The sequence below is a fragment of the Amycolatopsis sp. NPDC058278 genome, from assembly GCF_042881395.1.
GTDB lineage: Bacteria > Actinomycetota > Actinomycetes > Mycobacteriales > Pseudonocardiaceae > Amycolatopsis.
Genome location: NZ_JBHVXZ010000038.1, coordinates 50,593 through 69,288 on the forward strand (window position 1 = coordinate 50,593; position 18,696 = coordinate 69,288).

Consider the following 18,696-nt stretch of genomic DNA (forward strand, 5'->3'; position numbering starts at 1 on the left):
CTACCCGCTGACCGGAATCGCGAGCGCCGGCTAAATTTCGACGCGTGAGCTCATGACGACGGTGCGGTCGCGGGGCAGGGCGAAGTGCTCGGTGTCGTCGGCGGCGATGGCGGACGTGGCGATGAACAGCCGCTTGCGCCAGGACGCCATGGTCGGCGCGTCGCCGCGTTCGAGCTCGATCTTCGACAGGAAGTACGTCGCCTCGTCGAGCTGTGCCCCGCCCTCGGTCGCGGAAGGGGCGAGTGCGCTCAGCGCGGCGGGTAAGTCCGGGGGCTCCCGATAGCCGAACCGGACACAGACGTGGGTGATCCCGTCGTTGTGCCCGAGATCGTCGACGATGAGCCGTTGGTCCGCCGGCACGCGTGGCACCGGCTCGGTCTGAACCGTCACGATCACGACGTGTTCGTGACGCACGTGGTTGTACTCGACGTTGGTCCGCATGGCCAGGGGCACGGTTTGCTTGCCACGGTTGAGGAAGACGGCCGTGCCGGGGACGCGCAGGGGCGACGACCCGTCTCTGCGCATCCGGTCCACGAACTCGCGCAGCGACCCTTCACGCCGCGTGCGCTCCGCGGTGACGATCTCGTGACCTCGCTGCCACGTGCTCATCACGCCGAACACGGTGCCGCCGATCAGCAGGGGCAGCCACGCGCCGTCGAGCAGCTTGGTGAGGTTGGCCGCGAGGAACAGCAGGTCCACCAGCAGCAGCGGGGCCGCACCGAGGGCGACCAGCCACCGCGGGACGCTCCACCGCCCGCGGGCAACGTAGAAGAACAACAGGGTGGTGATGGTGATGGTGCCGGTCACCGCCAGGCCGTACGCGTAGGCCAGAGCTGTCGAGCTGCGGAACGCGAAGACCAGCGTGAGGACGGAAACCATCAGCAGCCAGTTGATCCACGGCACGTAGATCTGGCCCACCCTGGTCGCCGAGGTGTGCGTCACGCGCAGCCGCGGCAGGTAGCCGAGCCGGGCCGCCTGCTCGGCGACCGAGTACGCGCCGGTGATCACCGCCTGGGACGCGATGACGGTCGCGACCGTGGCCAGCAGCACCATCGGCAGCCGTCCCCAGACGGGCACGAGCAGGAAGAAGGGGCTGCTGACGTTGGCCGAGGTGTCGAGGATCAGCGCACCCTGCCCGAGGTAGCTGAGCACCAACGCCGGGAACACCATCAACACCCAGGCGCGGGTGATCGACCGCCGCCCGAAGTGGCCCATGTCGGCGTAAAGGGCCTCGGCGCCGGTGACCGCCAGCACGACGGTCGCGAGGGCGAAGAAGGCCGTGCCGAAATGGCCCACCAGGAACCCGAGTGCGTAGGTCGGCGACAACGCCTCGAGGATCTGCGGGTGTTCCGCGATACCGGCCACCCCACACGCGCCGATCGCCGCGAACCAGACGATCATCACCGGTCCGAACACCCGGCCGACCGCCGCGGTTCCCCTGCGCTGGACCAGGAACAACACCACGATGATCACCGCGGTCACCGGCACGACCAGGTCCGAGAGCGCCGGTTCGACGACCACGAGGCCCTCGACCGCGGACAGCACCGAGATCGCTGGGGTGATCATGCTGTCCCCGAAGAACAGTGAAGCTCCGAAGATGCCCAACCCGGCCAGCATGATGGCTCTCCGTCTGCCACGTCGGCCGGCCCACCGCAGTACCAGGGTGATCAGTGCCATGATGCCGCCCTCGCCGTCGTGGTCGGCCCGCATCGCCAGCAGCACGTAGGTGACCGTGACGACGATCAGCACCGACCAGAACACGAGAGACACCACGCCGAACACGTTCTCCGTGCTCACTCGGACCGGATGCGGACCGCCGGGGGCGAACACGGTCTGGAGGGTGTAGATCGGGCTGGTTCCGATGTCGCCGAACACCACGCCCAGGGCGCCGATCACCAACGCGAGCCGAACCGTGTCGCGCGTGCCCGGCCGACGGGCCACCGTCGTGGTCAACGCGGTCGCACCGCCTGGCCGGCGGTGCGGCTGACCAGAGTGCCGATCGCCACCCCGAGCACCACGTAGAGAACCGCGTTCAGGAAGTGGCCGGCCACACCGGCGCTCACCGTGGAGGGCCAGATCGCGAAGGCCAGGGTGACCAGCCCTACGATCCAGCCGAAGAACGCCATCGGCCGTGGCGCGAGCAGCAGGAGCACGTGCGCGAGCGCGGTGGCCAGCAGGCCGCCCACCGCCGCGAAGACGGCCAGCCCTACAGCGCCCACGTAGTCGGCGTTGCCCGGGGCCATGACCGGAAGGCCGAACACTCCCCGGACGATCAGCACGCCGACGACCGCGACGAGTGCGGCCACCACCGCCGTCGCCACGCCACCGGTCCACAGACTTCTGGCGTCGACAGCCGGGCGAGGACGCTGCTGGAGCTGTGTGTTCGTCACCATTCCTCCTCGATCAGCATCCGTGGCGGACGAAGCCGTCTTCACCAGCTTCTCGCGGTGAGCGCGGCCGGGCATCGCAGCCAGCAGGAACAGCCGGATGGGTGCTGGCTGCGACGACGACCCGGCGTTCGCGGGCCAGCCTTGAGGAGAGATGCCGAAGGAGGCTGGAATGGACGTCGCGGTATTGGGTATGGGGCGGATGGGCCGGGCGATCGCGGGGCGGCTGCTCGAGGGCGGCCACCGGGTGACGGTGTGGAACCGGTCCCGGGGCAGGGCGGCCGAGATCGTGTCGGCGGGCGGCCGGGAAGCGGACAGTGTCGCCGAGGCCGCCGAGGGTGTCGAGGTCGCGATCACGATCCTGGCCGACGATGCCGCCGTCCGGGCTGTCGCCTTCGGGGAACTGCGGGCCTCGGTCGCCGATCGGACCGTCTACGTGGACTGTTCGACGGTCTCGCCCACCCTGAGCGGCGAGCTGGCCGCTGAGTTCTCCCCTCGTTTCCTCGCCCTGCCGGTGCTGGGCAGCCCGGTCGCGGTGCGGGCCGGCCAAGCCACGTATCTCGCGGGCGGTGACGGCAAACTCGTCGACCGCCTCGAGCCGGTGCTCGCGCCGCTGTCGAGCACCGTGCGCCGCTACGACACCGCTCCGATGGCCATCACCGCGAAGCTGACGACCAACCTGTTGCTGCTGTCGGAGGTCGTCGCCCTGGCCGAGTCGTTCGCTGTCGGCCGGGCCGGCGGCCTCGGCGACGACCAGCTTCGTGAGCTACTGGGCGCCAGTCCCATGGTCGCGCCGGGGTTGAAGAACCGCTTCGAGGGTGTGCTGACCGGCTCGCAGGAGGGCTGGTGGACCACCGGGCTCGGCGCCAAGGACGCCGGCCTGGCCATCGGTGTCGCGCACGCGGCCGAGGTGGAACTCCCGTCGGCCGCGGTGGTGCGAAGCCGCTACGAGAAGGCGGCTGACTCGGGGCTGGACCAGGCCGACATCGCCACCGTGACCAGGCTCTACCGGGCGAGGTGACTGCCTTTGCCGACCGAATCTCCGGTACCCGCTAGCAGGTGACCACGCAGATCACCCTATCAGGACAAGGCTCATCGTTGCGGTCCGGCGGTAGACTCCGTGTTTGCAGTCGTCTATTTCCAGACGAAGGCGGGGGCGATGACAGGCAACGAAACCTCACTGCGGATTCCGTTGGACGCGTTGGGGAAGAACCGTCACATCTGCGCGTTGTTCAACAGCATGGACGAGCACTACAGCGTGCTCCGGTCGTTCATCACCGACGGCTTTTCCCAAGGGCAGCGGGCTTTTCACCTCGTCGACCCCGAGCGGCGGGAGGACCACCTCTCCCGCCTGGCCGACGCGGGTGTCGACGTGGCCGGCGCCATCGGCTCCGGGCAGCTCGAAGTACACCCTTGGGAGGACGGTCCGCTGAGCGCGGACCATTTCGATCAGGACGTCTGGTTCGAGGGGTTCGAGGACGTGCTCCGGTCCGGGCCTGCTTCGGGGTACGCCCCGACGAGATTCCTCGCCCAGATGGAGTGGGCGCTCGCGGACCTGCCGGGCATCGAGGACATGATCGAGTTCGAGACGCGGGTCAACTACGTCGTCCCGAAGTACGACGATGTGGTGATCTGCGCCTACGACCTGTCGAAGTTCGGCGCACGGACGATCGTGTATGCCCTGCGGACGCATCCCGTGGTGATCGTCGGCGGTTTGCTGCAGGAGAATCCCTTCTACGTGGAACCCGAGCAGCTTCTCGTCGAGCTGCGGGAGCAGCGATCGCAGGCAGCGCGCTGAATGCCCATCGACGCCGACACCGAGACCCTGAACGCGGTGCTCAGGGATCTTGTGGCGCTCTCGGCCCTTCCGGCCATGTGGGTCGGGCGGGAACCATCGGCCGTCGCGGCGGGGCTTGCCGACACGCTGGTCGAGCTGTTGCAGGTCGACTTCGCGTTCGTGCGCCTGAGGGAGCTCGACGGTGCCGGCGCGGTCGACGTCACGCGGGGAAGTGCGTGGCAGGGCTTTCCGGACTGGCTGGCCCGGCACGCCGCCACGAGTGTCCGGTTTCAGGCCACGCCGATCGTGGTCGATGTCGGCGACGACTCGGCGAAGGGCGTTGTCCTCCGCATCGGCGTCGACGGCGAGGGCGGGCTGGTCGCCGCCGCCAGCGAACGTCCCGGCTTCCCGACCGCGTTCGAGCAGTTGCTGCTGTCACTGGCCGCGAACCACGCCGCGACGGCCTTCGAGAACGCTCGGCTCATCCAGGAACGCCGACGGGCCGAAGAGTCGCTCCGGGACGCCAGGGACCAGCTCGAGATGAAGGTCGCCGAGCGGACGGCCGAGCTCGGCCGGAGCCGGGCGGAGCTCGCAGCCTCCCGCGCCCGCATCGTCACCGCGGCGGACGAGACACGCCGCCGGATCGAACGGGACCTGCACGACGGAGTGCAGCAGCAGCTCGTCACGGCGATCCTGGAACTCCGAGCGATCGAGGCGGCTGTCTCACCCACGGACCGGCTCAAGGACGAGCTCACCGACGCGGCGAACGGCCTGGCGAACGCGCTCGACGAGCTGGTGGAGATCTCCCGCGGCATTCACCCCGCGGTCCTGGCGAAAGGTGGCCTCACGCCCGCCCTCAAGACGCTCGCGCGACGATCTCCCGTCCCGGTCGACCTCGATCTGCGCACCCGGAGGCGGCTGCCCGCACCGCTCGAGGTGGCCGCGTACTACGTCGTCAGCGAAGCACTCACCAACATCGTGAAACACGCGCACGCCTCGACGGCGCAGGTGACTGTCGCGATCCGGGACGACATCCTCGAACTCGCCATCCGTGACAACGGCCGAGGCGGCGCCGACCCGAGCCGCGGCTCCGGGCTCATCGGGCTGACCGACCGCGTCGACGCCCTCGACGGGACGATTGGGATAGCCAGCCCCATCGGCGAGGGGACAACGCTCACCGTCAGCCTTCCCATCAGGGGTTGACCGCCCTCACGAAGTGGTGTGCCGGTTGATCTCGACGATCAGGTGTTTCGTCACCGGCTGCTCGCTTTGCGTGCTGAAGTCGGCGATGCCGCACAGGACGTTCAGTTCCGGCATGTACCCGGCCGTACAGCCCGGCGGGATCTCGTAGCTGACGGCACGGTAACCATGGACGGCCCGCTCGCTGCCGTCCTTGGAAAAGCTCGTGACGTCGATCAGGTCGAACTCGTCGATGCCGCGCGCCCGCATGTCGTCCTCGTTCATGAAGATGACGGTGCGCAGGCCTTTCAGGCCGCGGTAGCGGTCGTCGTTGGAGTAGACGGTCGTGTTGAACTGGTCGTGTGAGCGGATCGTCGTCAGGATGAACCGGCCGTGGCCCGGGTCGAGGTCACCGGGAAGCGCGGCGAGCGAGAACTCGGCGCGCCCCGAGGACGTCTGGAAGACCCGTTCCCGCGCGGGCTGGTGGACGCGGAAGCCGTGCGGTTGCCGGGCGCGGGTGTTGAAATCGTCGAACCCCTCGAGCACCTCGGCCATCGTGTCGCGAATGCGGTCGTAGTCGTCGGCGTACTCCTGCCAGGGCGTGTTGCTGTCCGGCAGCGTGGCCTTGGCCAGTCCGGCGAGGATCGCGCACTCCGAACGCAGCTGTCGCGAAGCGGGTTCCTTCATGCCGAAGGAGATGTGCACCATCGACATCGCGTCCTCGACCGTGATGCCCTGCTCGCCGGCCGCCTGACGGTCTTTCTCGGTGCGGCCGAGACACGGCAGGATGAGGGCGCGTTTTCCGTGCACGAGGTGGCTTCGGTTGAGTTTCGTGCTGACCTGGACGGTCAGTTCGCAGTTGCGCAGCGCCTCGTAGGTGTAGGGCTGGTCGGGCGTGGCGAGGGCGAAGTTGCCGCCGAGGGCGACGAAGACCTTCACGTCACCGCGGTGCATCGCCTCGATCGTCGGGACCGTCCCGAGTCCGTGTGCTCGCGGCGGGTCGATACCGCACACCTCGCCGAGGCGGTCGAGGAATTCCCGCGCCGGACGGTGGTCGATGCCGCAGGTGCGGTTGCCCTGCACGTTGCTGTGGCCGCGGACCGGGCACGGACCGGCACCCTCGCGGCCGATGTTGCCGCGCAGGAGGAGCACGTTGACGATCTCGCCCACCGTGTCGACGCCGTGCTCGTGCTGCGTCACCCCGAGGCACCACGCGATGATCACCCGCTCGGACGCCACATACGAGTCCGCGAGTGCGCGGATGGCGGGCTCGTCGATGCCGGAGCCCTCGACGATATCCGCCCAGGGGGTGGCGGCCACGAGGGCGCGGTACTCGTCGAAGCCGGATGTGTGACGCTCGATGAACTCCTCGTCGAGTACGCCGGGACCGGCTTCCAGCACCGCCTTGGCGACGCCGCGCATGAGCGCCATGTCCCCGCCGATCCGCACCTGCACGTTCCTGGTGCCGGTGCGGGTCGTGTGGAAGGTGGCCATGTCGGCGAACTCGTGCGGGACGATCGTGCGCCGGGACGCCGCTTCGATCAGCGGGTTGATGTGGACGAGCGCCGCGCCGCGCCGGTCGGCCTCGGCCAGCCAGGTGAGCATCCTCGGTGCGTTCGAGGCGGCGTTGTCGCCCATCACCCAGATCGCGTCGGCGGCCCGCCAGTCGTGCAGGTCGACCGTGCCCTTGCCCGAACCCAGCGCCGTCGTCATCGCCCGGCCGCTCGCCTCGTGGCACATGTTCGAGCAGTCCGGCAGGTTGTTGGTGCCGAACTCGCGCACCCACAGCTGGTACAGGAAAGTCGCCTCGTTGGACAGGCGCCCCGAGGTGTAGAACGACGCCTGGTTCGGGTTTTCCAGCGCCCGCAGTTCGGTGTCGACCATCGCGAACGCGTCGTCCCACGAGATCGGCTCGTACCTGTCGGTCGCCGGGTTGTAGCTCAACGGTTCGGCGAGCCGGCCGGCCGCCTCGAGGTCGTAGTCGGTCCACCCGGCCAGCTCCGTGACGGTGTGCGCGCCGAAGAAGCCGGCGTCGGCCTTCGGCTCGGCGAGCTCCCACGTGACATGCTTGACGCCGTTCTCGCAGATGTCCAGGTGCAGGCCGTCCGGGTCGTCCGGCCACGCGCAGCCAGGACAGTCGAACCCGCCGTTCTCCTGGTTCATCACGAACAGCGCGCGGACACCTTCCACCGGCTCTCCCGCACGCCGCAACACCTCGGCGACACTGCGTGCGGCGCCCCATCCCGCCGCCGGGTGGTCGTACTCGTGTCGCGAGTACTCACCGCCGGGAGCCGGGCCGCGGCCGAGCGCCTGCTCCCCCGGTGCCCCGCCCAACATGCGCCGCTCCGCGTCGCCCGTCCGATCCGTTGGTGACATGATCGTCACTCCTCTCCCTGGTTCGCCGTGGCGAGGTCGAAGGTGGTCAGGGCGCAGGCGATCAGACAGGCCACGCCGATGCCGAGAATCCAGCCGGGGTCGGCGAGGACGGTCACGGTCACGCCGCCGAGCAGGGTGGCGACAGCGACACTGGCCAGCACACGGTGACCTCGCTCGCCGGCCTGGTGCGGCGGAGTGGGGCCGGTCGCCTCGGGGACGGCTCCCGGGTCCAGGCGGCCGCGGAGGAACAGGCGGAACAGCAGGAGCAGCGAGGGCACCAGCACCACCGCACCGGCCGCCACCGCGATGATCAGGGCGAGCAGCGTCGAGCGGTTCGCGGCGGCCTGGGCGATGGTGAGGCCGGGTAGGAACCGCGGCCGCTGGGCGAGCGCCCAACCGGCGACGATCGCGGCCACGGCGAGTGCCGCCGAGACCCGGGCCGGACCGAAGTGGTTGCGCCACACGAGGAACAGGGTCGTCACGCCGGCCGCACCCGACACGACGACCATCACCACGCCGCCCCCGTGCGTCAGGCCGTCGAACAGCGCCGGGGCGTCGAAGCGGACGACGATCAACCCGGCGAGCGCGAGCAGACCCGCGCCCACGCCCGAGACAAGGGCTCGGGTGCGGAAGCCGAGTTCCAGGGCCCGCGCACCCTGCCGGTGCGCGTCGGCGGCGAGGTAGACCGCGGCGAGGTAGCCACCGGTCGCGACGGCCAGCAGGCCGAGGAACACCGAGGTGGGGTTGAGCCAGCTGGTGATCGGATCACCGGCGGCGTTGCCGACCGGCACGCGGCCGGCGGCGATCCCACCCACGACCGTGCCCAAGGCGAACGGCGTCAGGACCGAGGAGAGGGCGAACAGGCTCTCCACCGCCCGCCGGCCCGGAGCCCCGTCGAGCTGGCCACGGAGTGCGTAGGAGGCGCCGCGCAGGATGATCCCGACCGCGGCGATGAACAGCGGGACCGCCAGCGTGGAGGTGACCGAACCGAACGCGACCGGGTAGGCCGTCCAGCACACCACCAGCACGAAGATCAGCCAGACGTGGTTGGCCTCCCACACCGGCCCCATCGCGTGCTCCGCGTGGTCGCGGGCCGCATCCCGGCCCGGCCCCGCGAGCAGCGTCCACAGACCGGCGCCGAAGTCCGCCCCGGCGAGGACCGTGTACGCGACGATGCCGACCAGGATGAACACCATCGGGAGCTCAGCCATCGGTGTCCCCCTCGAACGGGATCCGGCTCAACCGGCGCAGCAGCCACGCGACGCCGGCCGCCAGCCCCACGTAGACCACGACGAGGGTGCCGTAGCCGACCGGGACCCCGGCGGCGCCGGTGACCGCCTGGCCGGTCCGCATGACCCCGTAGACGATCCACGGCTGACGCCCGACCTCGGTGGTGATCCAGCCGGCGATCAGCGCGACGACCGACAGCGGGCCGGCCAGCACGGCGGTCCGGTAGAACCAGCGGGAGCGGGGCAATCTCCGGCGGCGCAGCCGGATGTAGAGGTACACCGCACCCAGCACCGCCAGCAGCGTGCCGATCCCGATCATGGTCTGGAAGGCGTACCGCACAACATTGACCGGCGGGACCGCGTCCGGGGGCACGGTGTTCAGGCCCTGGACCGTCGCGTTCGCGTTGTGGAACGCCAGCAGCGACAGCAGCCGCGGGATCTCGATGCCGTAGAGCACCTCGTGGCCGTTGTACCACCCCAGCAGATGCTCCGGCGCGCCACTCGTGGTCTGCCCGAGACCCTCGATCGCGGCCAGCTTAACCGGCTGCTCAGCGGCGACCTCCCGTGCCGCCCAGTCGCCGATCACCACCTGCAGCGGCGCGGCGACCGCGGCCGCCGACAGCGCCACCGTCAACGCCGTGCGCCGATAGCGATCCCATCGCCCGCGCAGGAAACCCCACGCGTAGGGCACGGCGATCAGGAACCCGGCGACGATGAAGGCGGCGAAGTACATGTGCACGAACTCGTGCCAGAAGTAGGAGTTGCCGAACAAGGCCGACCACGGATGCACGTTCACCGCGCGGCCGTCCCGCAGCTCGAACCCGCGCGGATGGTTCATCCAGGCGTTGACGGAGATGACGAACATCGACCCCGCCACACCCGCGATCGCCACCGGAATGCCGGACAGGAAATGCAGCCGTGGCGGGATGCGATCCCAGCCGTAGACGTAGATCGCGATGAAGATCGCCTCGAGGAAGAACGAGAAACCCTCGAGCGTGAACCCGAGACCGAACACGTCACCGAAACCGGACATGAACCCCGGCCAGAGCAATCCGAGCTCGAAACTGAGGATCGTCCCGGTCACCACGCCGACGGCGAACAGCGCGAGCATCACCTTCGACCAGCGCCGCGCCAGCATCCGGAACACCCCGTCGCCGGTCCGCAGGTACCGCCACTCGCAGAACAACACGAGCGCGGGAAAAGCGATTCCGAAGCAGACGAGGGGGATGTGCACGGCCAGCGACAACGCCTGCATCTGTCGCGCCTGCAAGAGGTAGTCCTGGTCAACTGGCATACACACCCCGTTCCCCAGCCATCGGTGGAGAAACCTGCCATCGATATTACCGCTGGGTGTGAGCCTGGCGAGCCCGCTACCCGGACCGACGACATACCGGCTACCAGGAATCCCCCGAATCGGGTTATCGGGATGCCGGTTCACCCGGTGGCGTCGATGCCGAACAGCGCTCGGTCCGAAAAGCTGTTGTAGACGGATCGACGACGAAAGACGAGGCTCGATGAGCGCTCCGACAGAGCACCGCCGGTCCGCCACACGACGCGCGGTCATCATCGCCGTGCTGGCGGTCATCATGGGCTCCCTGTTCGTCGCGTCGTACTCGCTCGCGCTCGGCGACCCGGTGCCGCACCAGATCCAAGCCGCACTCGTCGGCGACTCCGCCGAACACCAGTCCACAGTGGACGCAGTGCAGGGCGTCGCCCGCGGCGGCCTGGCCTTCCACCGGTATGGCTCGGTTGCGGACGCGCTGCACGCGGTCGACGAGCAGGACGTCTACGCGGCCCTCGACCTGACCGCGCCGACACCGACGCTGTACGTGTCCAGCGCGGCCGGAGCGTCCGTCGCGCGGGTGCTGGAGCAGGTCGCCGTCGCCGATCCGGCGGTGCGGGTGGTGGACACGCATCCGCTTGGAACGCACGACCCGAACGGCGTGGAGATCTTCTACCTCATGCTCGTCGCGACGATCGTCGGGTTCATCACGGTCTTCCAGGTGGGCGCGAACGCGGGTCCGTTCTCGCCGCGCCGGTGGACGGCGTTCGTGGCCGGCCTGGCGGTGGGCGCGTCGCTGGTCTTCACGCTCGTCGACGGTCTGCTGCTGCACCGGCTCACGTTGCCGGTGCTGGAGAGCTGGGGCATCCTCGCGCTGCACATCCTGGCGGTCGCGTCGTTCTGTTCGCTGATGGTCGTGCTGATCGGCCGCTGGGCGATCGTGCCGACGTGGTTGTTCTTCGTCGTGCTGGGCAACAGCTCCTCCGGCGGCGCGGTCGCACCACCCCTGCTGCCCGCCCCGTTCGCGTTCGTCTCCCAGTGGCTGCCCTCCGGCGCCACCGTGACGTCCCTGCGCAACGCCGTCTACTTCGCGAACTGCCAGCACCCCCAGCCGATCGCGGTGCTCGCCGTCTGGGCCACGGTCCTGTTCGGGGCGATGATCCTGGTGACACACAAACTCGGCAAGAGCCCGGGAACCGACTGAGGAAGGACTTGCGATGACGACCAAGACCTGGTTCATCACCGGCACCTCGCGCGGCTTCGGCCGCGAGTGGGCGATCGCGGCACTGGACCGCGGCGACACGGTGGCGGCGACAGCCCGGGATGTCTCCAGTCTGGATGATCTCGTGGCCACCTACGGGGAGGCGATACTGCCGATCCGGCTGGACGTGACCGACCGCGAGGCGGATTTCGCCGCGGTGCGGCAGGCACACGAACACTTCGGGAGGCTCGATGTCGTCGTGAACAACGCCGGCTACGGACAGTTCGGCATGGTCGAGGAGATCAGCGAAGCCGAGATCCGGGCGCAGCTGGAGACGAACCTGCTCGGCGCGTTGTGGGTCACCCAGGCGGCGCTGCCCTCCCTGCGCGAGCAGGGCAGCGGGCACATCCTGCAGGTGTCCTCGATCGGCGGGATCTCGGCGTTCGTGAACACCGGCGCCTACCACGCGTCGAAGTGGGCGCTGGAAGGGTTGAGCCAGAGCCTGGCCCAGGAGGTGGCCGGGTTCGGCATCAAGGTCACGCTGATCGAGCCGGGCGGCTACTCGACGGACTGGGCCGGCCCGTCCGCCAAGCACGCCACCGTACTGCCCACCTACGAACCGGTCCACGAGCAGGCAGTCCAGGCCCGGGCCCAGCGCTTCACGCCCGGTGACCCGGCCGCGACCCGCGGCGCCGTGTTGCGGCTCGTCGACTCCCCCAACCCGCCGCTGCGGTTGTTCCTCGGCGAGGCGCCACTGGGCATCGCGACCGCGGACTACGAGTCGCGGCTGGCCACGTGGCGTGCGTGGCAGCCGGTGGCCGCCGCCGCGCAGGGCGGCGGGAACTAAAGCACGTGTCCATCGTCGCGGAAGAGGCCACAGTGACATCGTCGCGAGTGTCGGGATCCGCCCGGCCGGAGAATCACGTCGTCGTCCTGTTCGGGGCGACGGGTGACCTGGCCGCGCGCAAGCTGCTGCCTGGGCTGTTCCACCTCGCCGCGGTCGGTCTGCTGCCCGAGCAGTACCGGATCATCGGCTCGTCCCGGCGGAGAATGAGCGACGAGCAGTTCCGCGACCTCGCCCGCGACGCAGTCGAGCGGTTCGGGGCCAGCCAACCGGCCGGCGAGACCTGGGAAACGTTCCAGCAGAGACTCTCCTTCGCCGGCGCGAGCCCCGACGACACCACGGCGCTGGTCGCCGCGGTCGAACGCGCGGAGAAGGAGATCGGTGGCACCCCGGGACGATTGTTCCACCTCGCCGTCCCGCCGGGGGCCTTCGAACCGACGGTGACCATGCTCGGCGCCGCGGGCCTGGCGCCCGGGTCACGGGTCATCATCGAGAAGCCGTTCGGCACCGACCTGGAATCCGCTCGCGCGCTGAACGACACGGTCCACGCGGTCTTCGACGAGTCCCAGGTCTTCCGGATCGACCACTTCCTCGGCAAGGAGTCCGTCGACAACATCCTGGCCTTCCGGTTCGCGAACGGCCTGTTCGAGCCGGTCTGGAACCGCAACCACATCAGCTACGTGCAGATCGACGTGCCGGAGACGCTCTCGATCGAGGGCCGCGCCGGCTTCTACGACCACACCGGCGCCTACCGGGACATGATCGTCACGCACCTGCTGCAGGTATTGGGATTTCTGGCCATGGAGCCACCCACCACGCTGGACGCCCAGCACCTGCGCGAGGAGACGGCCAAGGTCTTCGACGCGCTCCGGCCCATCGACGTGCGGCACGTCGTCCGCGGCCAGTACACCGGGTACCGCGACGAGGACGGTGTCGCCCCGGACTCCCGGATCGAAACCATGGCGGCGGTGCGGGTCGAGATCGACAACTGGCGGTGGGCCGGCGTCCCGTTCTTCCTGCGCTCCGGCAAGAAGCTCGCCGCGAGCCGGCAGCTGGTGACGCTGGGCTTCCACGAACCGCCGCTGCGGATGTTCCCGATCGGCGCCCGGGACGGGCGGAACGAGATCGTCATCGACTTCGCCGACCCCGGCTCGATCACCGTCGACTTCCTCGCCAAGGAACCCGGCGCGCAGCTGCGGCTCGGCGCCGCCGGGATGGTCTTCCGCTACGCCGACTCGTTCTGCGCCGCCCACAGTCTCGAAGGCTACGAGCGGCTCATCCTGGACGCCATGCTCGGCGACCAGTCCCTGTTCACCCGGGCCGCGGCGGTGGAACGCCTGTGGGAGATCTCCGGCCCGCTCCTGGACAACCCTCCCCCGGTCCAGCCCTACGAGCCGGGCACCTGGGGCCCGCAACCAGCCGTCGACCAGCTCATCACGCCGTTCCGCTGGCGCCTGCCATACGCCGGCCCGCCTCGAGACTGAAGGTCCGCCATGTGTCGTTTGTTCGGGTTGTCGGCCGCCCCGCACCGGGTGCGCGCCACGTTCTGGCTACTGGATGCGCCGGACAGCCTTGCGCAGCAGAGCCGCCAAGAGCCGGACGGAACCGGGCTGGGTGTGTTCGGTGTGGACGGCACGCCGGTGGTGGACAAGCAGGCCGCCTGCCAGGACCCGCAGTTCGGCTGTGAGGCGAAGGAACGCGAGTCGGCGACGTTCGTTGCCCACGTCCGCTACGCCTCCACGGCAAGCTGAGCAGGTATGGCAGACCACCAGGTACCCGGCCGGACCTTCGCCGAGCGGACCGTGTGGGCGCGGAACGTCCGGACGCCGCTGCGTGAGTTCCTGCGCACCGAGACCGGCGGCGCGGTGGTGCTGCTGGCCGCCGCGGTCCTCGCGCTCGGCTGGGCCAACGTGCAGCCCGCGTCGTACGAGGCGGTGTGGGACACGCAGGCGGCAATCCGGGTCGGTGACCACGGCATCTCGGAGAACCTGCGCTGGTGGGTGAACAGCGGCCTGATGACTTTGTTCTTCTTCGTCGTCGGGCTGGAGGCGCGGCGCGAGTTCGACATGGGCGAGCTACGTGACCGGCGCCGGCTCGCGCTGCCGCTGGCCGCCGGCCTCGGCGGGATGCTCATGCCGATCGCGATCTTCCTGGCCGTGAACGCCGGGCGTCCCTCCGCCCACGGCTGGGGCGTGGTCATGTCCACGGACACGGCGTTCGCGCTCGGGATACTCGCGCTGGCCGGGCACCGTCTCCCGGCGCGGCTGCGGACCTACCTGCTGACCGTGTCCGTCGTCGACGACCTCGTCGCGCTCGCGGTCATCGCGACCGTGTACAGCGGGAAGGTGACCATCGCGCCGTTGCTTGTCGCGCTCGGCGTCTTCTGCGTCGTCCTGCTCGTGCGCGCCGCCGGGGTCCGGCTTGGCCTGGTGTACGCGCTGCTGGGCACAGCGGCGTGGGTGGCGCTGAGCCTCTCCGGGGTGGAGCCGGTGGTGATCGGCCTGGCGATCGGGATGCTCACCTTCGCCTACCCGGCCGCGCGCGGCGACCTCGAACGGGCGAGTGAGGTCTTCCGGCTCTTCCGCGAACAGCCCACCCCGGAGCTCGCCCGGTCGGCACAAACCGGCGTCGCCGCGGCGCTCTCCCCGAACGAGCTGCTCCAGCAGCGCTTCCACCCGTGGACCAGCTACGTGATCGTGCCACTCTTCGCGCTCGCCAACGCCGGCATCACGATCAGCCCCGGCTTCCTCGCCCACGCCTACACAGCGCCGATCACGCTGGGGATCCTGGCCGGGTACGTCCTCGGGAAGCCCCTCGGGATCCTCGGCCTCTCGTGGCTCGTCACCAGGCTCAGCCGCGGCCGGCTTCGCCCACCGGTGGGCTGGGCGGCCGTAGCCGGCGGCGCCACCGTCGCCGGTATCGGTTTCACCGTCGCCCTGCTGGTGGCGTCACTCTCCTTCACCGGCGAGCAGCTGCAGGAGGCGAAGCTCGGCATCCTGTCCGCCGCGGTGGTCGCGTCGGCCGGTACGTGGGTCCTCTCCTGGGTCACCGGCCTGCTCCCGTCACATCGGCGTATCCGCGCGCTGCTCGGCACCGGCGAGACTCTCGTCGACCTCGCCGCACCAGCCGACCCGGGCCGCGACCACATCCGCGGCCCCGAGAACGCCCCGGTCACCGTCATCGAGTACGGCGATTTCCAGTGCTCGTACTGCGGTCAGGCGGAATCCGTGATCCGGGACCTGCTCGCCTGCCGCGGTGACGTCCGGTACGTGTGGCGGCATCTACCGCTGTCCGATGTGCACCCATATGCCCGGCTGGCCGCGGAGGCCGCCGAGGCCGCCGCCAAGCAGGGGGCGTTCTGGCCGATGTACGACCTGCTGTTCGCCCACCAGGACACGCTCCGTCCCGGTGACCTCGTCCACCACGCCGGGGAACTCGGCCTCGACGTCGACCGATTCCGCGAGGACCTCCGCCGGCACACCGGCGCCGGCCAGGTGGCGGAGGATGTCGAGTCGGCCGACCTCAGCGGCGTCTCCGGCACGCCGACGTTCTTCGTCAACGGGCGGCGGCACTACGGCGCCTACGACATCGCCACGCTGTCGGCTGCGGTGGACACCGCCCACAAACGCGCCGTCAGTGCGGCGGCCAGTCCTCCGAATGGGACTCGATGATCCGAGTGACTACTCGGCGCCGACGACCGCGAAGTTCTGTTCGACGAAGATGTGGTGTGGCCAGTCGACGCCGATGCAGTGGACCTCGTACTCGCCGCTGCTCAGCTGAACCACCCGGTCGACGACGCCTCCCGGGTAGGCGGCCAGCGCGGCTTCCGTCGCCTTGTTCGCGGTCGTGCCGCTCACGATCGTCCCGGCACCCTCGCTGTAGTTCGCCGGGATCCGACCGACCTGCTTCGACACGGCCGGTGCACCGCGATGGAAGGGGACCACTCCCGCCGCGGCGGAGGCCGCGGCACCACCGTCACCATTCGGTTGCGCGATGACCTGCGTGGCAGTGATGGTCGTGCCGTCGGTCGTCCCGAGCACGAGCACGTTCTCGCCCGTCGTGATGGCACTCACGGCCGTCGAGCCCGTCCCGTTCACGGTCACCTTCTGCCCCGCTGATGTCGTCATCGTGAAGCTCGGCCCGGACATGCTGTCGACCGTGCCGGCCGCCCCGCCCGCCGCCGGTCCGGACCGAGCGTTGGATCCGCCGCCGGAGCCGGGCGTGCCGGGGCCTGCTGTCGCCGACGGTGACGTGGCCGTCGGCGACGAGGAAGTGGCGTCACAGGCGGAAAGCCCGAGCACCGCACACATCGACACGACGGCCGCGATCCAGCCGCTTCTTCCGCTCGACAGCGATCGCCGTGCCCGTGGCCACTGTGCCTTCTCAGCCACGGCATCGGGGTCACCTGGCTCGTGGTCACTCATGACAGCCCTCCGCGAGCGGCCGGTCGTCCGTGGGTCTCCGGATCCCGCTCGATGATCACCGGGCGCAGCCGGGTCCACACCACGAAGATGACGGCGACGACGGCCATGGCGATGCCGGCCCACAGGTTGGCGTTCACGTCGCCGGTCCTGGCCCGGTCGGCGGGAGAGTCCGCGACGATCCCCATGACGATCAGCACGATCCCGTAGAAGCCGAACAGGGCGGCGATGACGTTGCGGATGTCGAAGGCCCCGGCGCTGTGCCGTGCGTTGCTCATGTGTTGCTCCTTCATCGGAAGATCAGGTTGAGGGCGATGACGAGCACCAGGGAGATGCCCGCGAGCTTGGCCGGCGACCGGAACCAGGGCAGCCGGCTCGCCTCCGGGTCGGTGCGCTGCGCCGCGGGTGTCTCCGAGTAGACGAGCCCGGCCAGCTCGGCCGCCGGTTTGGGCGCCGTCGCCAAGCTGGTTCCGACGCTGACCACGACGTCGACGACGAACGCCACCCCGGCGGCCACGAACGCCGCGCCCTGACCGGGCAGGCTGATGACGCCGACCTGGTCCAGAACCCACACGATGACCGCGCTCACGGTGCCGGACACCAGGCCGACCCAGCCCGCGGTCGCGGTCATCCGTTTCCAGAACATGCCGAGGATGAAGGTGGCGAACAGCGGTGCGTTGAAGAACCCGAACAGGGTCTGCAGGTAGTTCATCAGGTTGCTGTAACCCGACGCGATGAGCGCCGTGCCGATGGCCAGCACCGTCGCGACGACGGTCGCCCACCTGCCGACCTTGAGGTAGTGGCCGTCGGGCCGGTCCTTCTTGACGTACCGCTGCCAGATGTCGTAGCTGAAGACGGTGTTGAACGCAGACACGTTGGCCGCCATCCCCGCCATGAACGCGGCGAGCAGGCCCGCCAGAGCGACGCCGAGGAGGCCGTTGGGGAGCACGTCGCGCAACAGCAGCAGGATCGAGTCGTTGTAGGTGACGCCCTCGGCTTGGCCGCCTGCCTTGATCCGCATGATCTCGGGCACGAGAACGCTGGCGATCATGCCGGGAATCACCACGACGAACGGGATGAACATCTTCGGGAACGAGCCGATGATGGGTGTGCTCCGCGCCGCCGACATCGACTTGGTGGCCATCGCGCGCTGGACCTCGACGAAGTTGGTCGTCCAGTAACCGAAGGACAGCACGAAACCCAGGCCGAAGACGATGCCGACGACCGAGAGGAACGAGTTGCCGAACCCGGAGAGCTGGTTGCCCGGCCACGATCTGAGCTGCTCGGCGCCACCGCCCGCGCTGTGGGTCACCTTGTCGATCAGGCCGCCGATGCCGCCGACGCGGTGCAGCCCGATGAGGGTGAGCGGCAGCAGCGCGGCGACGATGACGAAGAACTGCAGGACCTCGTTGTAGATGGCCGCCGACAGCCCACCCAGGGTGATGTAGCTGAGCACGATCGCCGCGGCGACGAGGAGGGCCACCCACAACGGCCATCCGAGCAGGCCGTTGACCACGGTGGCCAGCAGGAACAGGTTGATGCCTGCGATCAGCACCTGCGCGAGGGCGAAGCTGATCGCGTTCACCAGATGCGCGCCGGGGCCGAAACGGCGGAGCATGAATTCCGGGACGCTGCGCACTTTCGAGCCGTAGTAGAAGGGCATCATCACCACGCCCAGGAAGAGCATGGCCGGGATAGCGCCGATCCAGTAGTAGTGCACGGTCGGCATGCCGTACTCGGCGCCGTTGGCCGACATGCCGATGATCTCGACGGCGCCCAGGTTCGCCGAGATGAACGCCAGGCCGGTGACCCACGCGGACAGCGACCGCCCCGACAGGAAGAAGTCGAGGCTGTCGGAGACTCGCCGGCGCGCGGCCACACCGATCCCCAGCACCACGACGAAGTAGACGAAAACCAGCACGTAATCCACCGGACTGGCGCCGATCCGCAGCGGATTGCCCACGAGACCCTTCTTCCTGCTCGGGTAACACTCTTTACCG

Annotated in this window: 16 protein-coding genes; 8 read left to right on the forward strand and 8 right to left on the reverse strand. The window is 69.4% G+C overall.

Going from position 1 to position 18,696, the window contains the following annotated elements:
- Positions 1-30: 30 nt before the first annotated feature.
- Both ACFVYA_RS21145 and ACFVYA_RS21150 read right to left on the reverse strand, forming a co-directional pair.
- Entirely contained in the window at positions 31-1,953 is a 1,923-nt protein-coding gene (locus ACFVYA_RS21145) for a potassium transporter Kup (protein WP_387047187.1), read from the reverse strand.
- Entirely contained in the window at positions 1,950-2,390 is a 441-nt protein-coding gene (locus tag ACFVYA_RS21150) for a DUF6069 family protein (protein WP_387047188.1), read from the reverse strand. The genes ACFVYA_RS21145 and ACFVYA_RS21150 overlap by 4 nt, the downstream gene beginning before the upstream one ends.
- Before the next feature lie 169 nt (positions 2,391-2,559).
- Here ACFVYA_RS21150 and ACFVYA_RS21155 point away from each other — a divergent pair, with 169 nt between their 5' ends.
- From ACFVYA_RS21155 to ACFVYA_RS21165, 3 genes are all read left to right on the forward strand, one after another.
- The gene (locus ACFVYA_RS21155; RefSeq protein ID WP_387047189.1) at positions 2,560-3,408 is read left to right on the forward strand and encodes an NAD(P)-dependent oxidoreductase; all 849 of its coding nucleotides are present in this window, start codon (positions 2,560-2,562) and stop codon (positions 3,406-3,408) included.
- A 138-nt stretch (positions 3,409-3,546) separates the two neighbouring features.
- Entirely contained in the window at positions 3,547-4,185 is a 639-nt protein-coding gene (locus tag ACFVYA_RS21160) for an MEDS domain-containing protein (RefSeq protein WP_387047192.1), read from the forward strand.
- Positions 4,186-5,367, forward strand: a complete 1,182-nt coding sequence (locus ACFVYA_RS21165; protein WP_387047194.1) for a sensor histidine kinase — start codon at positions 4,186-4,188, stop codon at positions 5,365-5,367.
- A 6-nt stretch (positions 5,368-5,373) separates the two neighbouring features.
- Here ACFVYA_RS21165 and ACFVYA_RS21170 read toward each other — a convergent pair whose 3' ends face one another.
- Genes ACFVYA_RS21170 through ACFVYA_RS21180 form a run of 3 tightly spaced genes read right to left on the reverse strand, consistent with a single transcriptional unit; the run spans position 5,374 to position 10,242 of the window.
- Positions 5,374-7,719, reverse strand: a complete 2,346-nt coding sequence (locus ACFVYA_RS21170; protein WP_387047196.1) for an FdhF/YdeP family oxidoreductase — start codon at positions 7,717-7,719, stop codon at positions 5,374-5,376.
- A 5-nt stretch (positions 7,720-7,724) separates the two neighbouring features.
- Positions 7,725-8,930, reverse strand: coding sequence for a cytochrome d ubiquinol oxidase subunit II (locus tag ACFVYA_RS21175; protein WP_387047197.1), 1,206 nt, complete (start codon positions 8,928-8,930; stop codon positions 7,725-7,727).
- Positions 8,923-10,242, reverse strand: coding sequence for a cytochrome ubiquinol oxidase subunit I (locus ACFVYA_RS21180; RefSeq protein WP_387047199.1), 1,320 nt, complete (start codon positions 10,240-10,242; stop codon positions 8,923-8,925). The genes ACFVYA_RS21175 and ACFVYA_RS21180 overlap by 8 nt, the downstream gene beginning before the upstream one ends.
- A gap of 220 nt (positions 10,243-10,462) precedes the next feature.
- Between ACFVYA_RS21180 and ACFVYA_RS21185 the strand changes: the two genes are divergently transcribed.
- The 5 genes from ACFVYA_RS21185 to nhaA are packed head-to-tail and all read left to right on the forward strand — an operon-like array spanning position 10,463 to position 15,946.
- Positions 10,463-11,434 carry a hypothetical protein gene (locus ACFVYA_RS21185; RefSeq protein ID WP_387047201.1) on the forward strand — a complete coding sequence of 324 codons (972 nt, stop codon included), beginning with the start codon at positions 10,463-10,465 and terminating at the stop codon, positions 11,432-11,434.
- A gap of 13 nt (positions 11,435-11,447) precedes the next feature.
- Positions 11,448-12,278 (forward strand): SDR family oxidoreductase, encoded by an 831-nt coding sequence (locus ACFVYA_RS21190; RefSeq protein ID WP_387047203.1) that lies wholly within the window; start codon positions 11,448-11,450, stop codon positions 12,276-12,278.
- 32 nt (positions 12,279-12,310) lie between these two features.
- Positions 12,311-13,759 (forward strand): glucose-6-phosphate dehydrogenase, encoded by a 1,449-nt coding sequence (gene zwf / locus ACFVYA_RS21195; RefSeq protein ID WP_387047206.1) that lies wholly within the window; start codon positions 12,311-12,313, stop codon positions 13,757-13,759.
- 9 nt (positions 13,760-13,768) lie between these two features.
- Complete coding sequence (locus ACFVYA_RS21200) at positions 13,769-14,026, forward strand: class II glutamine amidotransferase (protein ID WP_387047208.1); 258 nt, start codon at positions 13,769-13,771, stop codon at positions 14,024-14,026.
- Between the two features lie 6 nt (positions 14,027-14,032).
- The gene (gene nhaA, locus ACFVYA_RS21205) at positions 14,033-15,946 is read left to right on the forward strand and encodes a Na+/H+ antiporter NhaA (protein WP_387047210.1); all 1,914 of its coding nucleotides are present in this window, start codon (positions 14,033-14,035) and stop codon (positions 15,944-15,946) included.
- 9 nt (positions 15,947-15,955) lie between these two features.
- Here the strand turns inward: nhaA and ACFVYA_RS21210 are convergent, their stop codons facing one another.
- The 3 genes from ACFVYA_RS21210 to ACFVYA_RS21220 form a co-directional block, all read right to left on the reverse strand.
- Positions 15,956-16,423 (reverse strand): hypothetical protein, encoded by a 468-nt coding sequence (locus ACFVYA_RS21210; RefSeq protein ID WP_387047212.1) that lies wholly within the window; start codon positions 16,421-16,423, stop codon positions 15,956-15,958.
- Positions 16,424-16,695: 272 nt separating this feature from the next.
- Positions 16,696-16,974: a hypothetical protein gene (locus ACFVYA_RS21215; RefSeq protein ID WP_387047215.1), complete on the reverse strand. Its 279-nt coding sequence runs from the start codon at positions 16,972-16,974 to the stop codon at positions 16,696-16,698.
- An 11-nt stretch (positions 16,975-16,985) separates the two neighbouring features.
- Entirely contained in the window at positions 16,986-18,659 is a 1,674-nt protein-coding gene (locus ACFVYA_RS21220) for a sodium:solute symporter family protein (protein ID WP_387047217.1), read from the reverse strand.
- Positions 18,660-18,696 lie beyond the last annotated feature (37 nt).